This is a genomic window from Microcoleus sp. AT8-B5 (assembly GCF_036705565.1).
GTDB lineage: Bacteria > Cyanobacteriota > Cyanobacteriia > Cyanobacteriales > Microcoleaceae > Microcoleus.
In genome coordinates this window covers 1-5,213 of sequence record NZ_JAUBUY010000103.1, presented here as the reverse complement: position 1 = coordinate 5,213, position 5,213 = coordinate 1, and the positions used below count along the sequence as shown (strand labels likewise).

Here is a 5,213-nt window from a genome sequence, read left to right as displayed (position 1 = left end):
ATTCGACTGCCAATAGCACACTGCTACAAGTTGCGGCGACTGGGGAGGTTTTGGCTCAGGTTTTTGGCGCTGATAATTTGCTGAGTAATCGGGATTTTCTCACTCTTTCTCCTTAAGACCAAAGCGCATTAAATATGCTGCATTTTTTCCTATGCTTTTAGCAACTCGGTTTATTTGATAAACCGAGTTTTTGAATGTAGCATAAAAAATAGTAATTTGGAGATTTTGGGGGTTATTCGACTCAATAATAACCAGAAAAAGGGTTTTTATTGAGTCATTTGGTCATGAAAAACAAAACAAAAAAAGTTTAAAACTACAAAAAATATAACCATTTCTTGAGTATCATATAGATGATTTGAGAGTCGGCTGATTGAGATCGATCAAATTGGGTTTGATAAAAACTCGAGTCGTAATAAAAATCGCATACATTAACCCCTTTGATACTACAAAAATACAAAGCTGTCAACTACTTTTAGGTAAAAAATATCTAATTTTACGGTAATTTATCGTAGATTGTGCTAATTTTTTTCATTTCAAAATAATTTAGGCTCACGTCTGAATTGGCGAAAAAAAAACCTGATTTACCAGCGAAATAGAGCGAACTGCTACTTTGGGAAGATGTCGATCCAAACAAAAACGAAGTAAAAATAACTTGTTAACTATGCGAAATCGAGAAATGAGCAGTTAGAAATTTCCCATTAGCAATTAACAATAATATCTACCACTGAAGATTGAAAGTTAATAGATCAAGGAGCTATGTAACTCATGAAACATTTAGGGTGCAACTACTCTTCGCCAATTCACCAATCAAGTTGCGATCGCCGCTACACTTACTGCATAAAAAGTTCTTGGAGTGGGCCGTCGTTAGTGGGTGATATGGCGCTCGATATTTCCGGTTTAACAAAAGCGACTCGGGGCGTCAAGACTACACATACAAAACATTTAGTTTGCATCGATCCGAGGGTAGAGAATTATCAGCATCTTGCCAGCGGAGTCAAACCAGGGACAGAGATAATTGTCCTCGATCGAACTCTGGACGGAGTAGAACAAATTACCGAGATTCTAGCTAAACGCAGTTTAATTGCCAGCCTTCAGATTGTTGCTCACGGCAATGAAGCTTCCGTGCAACTGGGGTCAACTTTACTGACGAATGAAAACTTATCAAAGTACGATCGGCATTTGCAGCAGTGGCGAAATGCCTTAAGCGAAAAAGCCGATATTTTATTATTATCGTGTAAGGTTGGGGCTGGAAAATCCGGGATTGCTTTCGTGCGGAAGCTGAGAGAATTAACAGGCGCAAATATAGCGGCTTCCAACAATCTAATTGGTAGTGCCAAATTAGGAGGAAACTGGCAATTAAATGTTACAGCAGGACGAGTAAAAACAGCAATAGCCTTTGAAACAAACACCCAGGAAAATTACAGCGCTGTCCTCATTAATTTAGTGGATGAAAGTTTTCAAGATGCAAGTCTAATCGGGCCTTGGATCTCTGGGGTAACAGGCATTTCAGATGCTCCAGCTTTAACAGCAGGAACCGGAACAGAGAGTTTTCCGGGCTTGAACATAGACCCGGTTGGCAGCGGGGCGTTGAGATTAACTACAAGAACTTTTGACCAATCTACTTTTGTCATCTATAACAGTCAGGTTCCTGTCAACAGCGGTCTTAAAATTGTCTTCGATATATTTGCCTACGACGGCACTACACGTCCTGATCGTCCTGATTTAGCAGGGCAGACAGGGGACGGCATAAGTTTCTTTTTAATTGACGGTACTGTGACGCCAACAGTAGCTGGAGGCTATGGAGGTTCTCTCGGCTACGCGCAAAATACAGATACAAATCAGTCCGGTTTACGGGGAGGTTATTTAGGAATTGGATTGGATGAATTCGGAAATTTCTCAACTACAACTCAAGGGCGGGTAGGCGGACTTCCGGGGGGAATTAGACGAGATTCGGTAACGCTTCGAGGTAGCGAAGTTACGCAATATCAATTTTTAACTTCTACGTTTGTGCCGCAGGGAATAGATAATATTCCCGATACCGTAAATCCTCTGCCTCCAAACGGGCCGAACAATGCCATTACCAGCAGTCGCGAAGAAGCCAGAAGAAGAGTTCAAATTATTTTGCAACCCCCCACTTCTGCAACGCCAAACCGTCTCACTGTTAACTTTGATCTCAACAATAATGGTTTGTTTACAGATCAGGGCGAGACTATTATCGACATTGCCAATTTAGAGGACTTAAACGGGCCAATCCCGGCAACATTCAAATTTGGTTTTGCTGGTTCAACGGGAGCCGCAACAAATATTCACGACGTTCGCACTTTGTCGATCCAAACTATAGACGTGCCGCTTACTACAGCAGATGTTGCCTCAACGAAAACAGGCCCGGCGGCAGCGGCACCGGGTAGCAGCATCACTTACACAATTACGACGGTAAATAACGGCCCGGACGCCGCCGAAAACGTGGTGGTTGAAGATCAATTGCCCGTCGGGGCAGTATTTGGCAGTGCCGACGGCAACGGCACTTTCAACCCGACAACGAGACTGGTTTCCTGGAGTATTCCGAATTTACCTGTTGGGGCCACAGCCACCCGCACCGTAACTGTTACGACCCCAACTACACTCGGCCCTATTACAAATAGTGTATTCAGCAGCAGCAGCACGATCGATCCCGTACCCGGTAACAACAGTGGCAGCCGCCCGGATGCGAGAGTCACGACCACTATTACGAACGATAGCGCTGATGTAGTGACGCGTAAAATTGGGCCCGCTACTGCGATCGCGGGTTCGACTGTCACCTACACAATTACGGCAGCCAACAGTGGGCCGAGTGCGGCAACCAATGTGGCGATCGCCGACACCATTGTTCCTGGTTTAACAGGAGTCAGCGTCTCCGAGGGCGGAAGTTACAACGCAACTACAGGTATTGTGACTTGGACGGCGATCCCATCCCTAGCCAGCGCAACCAGCGCCAACAGAACCGTCAGTTTCGCAGTTCCCGCCACCGGTGGCACCGTCGCCAACACTGCTAGCAGTACCTCGATTACCCCAGACCCCAATCCCGGCAACAACAACGGCAGCAGCCCCGAAGCGCGAGTCACCACTACTATCACCGATAGCGCCGATGTAGTGACGCGCAAAATTGGGCCCGCTACTGCGATCGCGGGTTCGACTGTCACCTACACAATTACGGCAGCCAACAGTGGGCCGAGTGCGGCAACCAATGTGGCGATCGCCGACACCATTGTTCCTGGTTTAACAGGAGTCAGCGTGTCGGACGGCGGAACTTACAACGCAACTACAGGTATTGTGACTTGGACGGCGATCGCATCCCTAGCCCGCGCAGCCAGCACCAACAGAACCGTCAGTTTCGCAGTTCCCGCCACCGGCGGCACCGTCGCCAACACTGCTAGCAGCACCTCAACCACTAATGACCCCAATCCCGGCAACAACAATGGCAGCAGCCCGTCGGCAAGAGTCACCACCACGATCGCCGATAGCGCCGATGTAGTGACGCGCAAAACCGGGCCCGCTACTGCGATCGCGGGTTCGACTGTCACCTACACAATTACGGCAGCCAACAGTGGGCCGAGTGCGGCAATCAATGTGGCGATCGCCGACAGCATTGTTCCGGGCTTAACAGGAGTCAGCGTCTCCGAGGGCGGAAGTTACAACGCAACTACAGGTATTGTGACTTGGACGGCGATCGCATCCCTAGCCAGCGCAGCCAGCACCAACAGAACCGTCAGTTTCGCAGTTCCCGCCAGCGGCGGCCCCATCGCCAACACTGCTAGCAGCACCTCAACGAGCCCAGACCCCAATCCTGCCAACAACAACGGCACCAGCCCCGAAGCGCGAGTCACCACTACTATCACCGATAGCGCCGATGTAGTGACGCTCAAAACCGGGCCCGCTACTGCGATCGCGGGTTCGACTGTCACCTACACCATTCTCACCGAAAACAGAGGGCCCAGTACCGCCACCAACATCACCCTTACAGACAGCATCGTTCCCGGTTTAACGGGCGTCACAGCATCCAACGGCGGTACTTACAACCCAGCGACAGGCATTGTCAGCTTTCCGCCCATTGCCAGCTTAGCTGACGGCGTGACCGTCAGCCGGAGAGTCACATTCCCAGTCCCCGCGACCAGCACTGTCAGCAACACGGCAAGAAGTACCTCAACCACTAATGACCCGAATCCCGGCAACAATAACGGCAGCGATTCCGTCGCAACTGTTACCACCAGCATCGCCTCTGCGCCGACTCCGACTCCCCCACTCCCACCGACTCCGACTCCGACTCCCGCCAACCTACGGCCGATAGCTAGCAACGTCAACCTCGAAATCGCCCCCAGCAGCACTGTGGCGATCGCAGGACTGGGAGGAAGCGACCCCGACGGGTCGATCGCATCTTTCACCATCAACACCGTCCCACCAGCAAATGAAGGGCTGGTATTTTTAGGCAATCCCGATACTGGCGGCACGATTGTCACCGCCGGTCAAATTCTGACACCTGCTGACATTAACCAATTATTTTTCCAATCGACAGGCAACTTTACAAAAGCAAATTTCACCTACAGCGCTACAGACAACCAGGGCGCTACCAGCCGCGCCAGCGCTACTGTCTCGGCGGTGCTGCCGGAGCCCAACAAACCGCCAGTAGCTAACAACGTCAACCTCGAAATCGCCCCCAGCAGCACTGTGGCGATCGCAGGACTAGGCGGCACAGATCCAGACGGGTCGATCGCATCTTTCACGATCAACACCGTCCCACCAGCAGATGAAGGGCTGATATTTTTAGGCAATCCCGAAACCGGCGGCAGGATTATCCGCGCCGGTCAAATTCTGACACCTGCTGACATTAACCAATTATTTTTCCAATCCACAGCCAACTTTACAACAGCAAATTTCACCTACAGCGCTACAGACAACCAGGGCGCTACCAGCCCCGCCAGCGCTACTGTCTCTGCCATTCCCCTGAACGAACCAACACCAACACCCGCGCCCGCGCCGGAACCAACACCACCCGTCCCTGCGCCGGAACCAACACCCGTCCCTGCGCCGGAACCAACACCACCCGTCCCTGCGCCGGAACCAACACCCGCGCCCGCGCCGGAACCAACACCACCCGTCCCTGCGCCGGAACCAACACCCGCGCCGGAACCAACACCCACACCACCAACACCAACACCACCCGTCCCTGCGCCGGAACC

Annotated in this window: 1 protein-coding gene; it reads left to right on the top strand. The window is 50.9% G+C overall.

What is annotated here, in order from left to right; translation table 11 throughout:
• Positions 1-765: 765 nt before the first annotated feature.
• A partial coding sequence (locus tag QUB39_RS30240) for a DUF4347 domain-containing protein (protein ID WP_333212824.1) occupies positions 766-5,213 on the top strand: 4,448 nt, incomplete at its 3' end.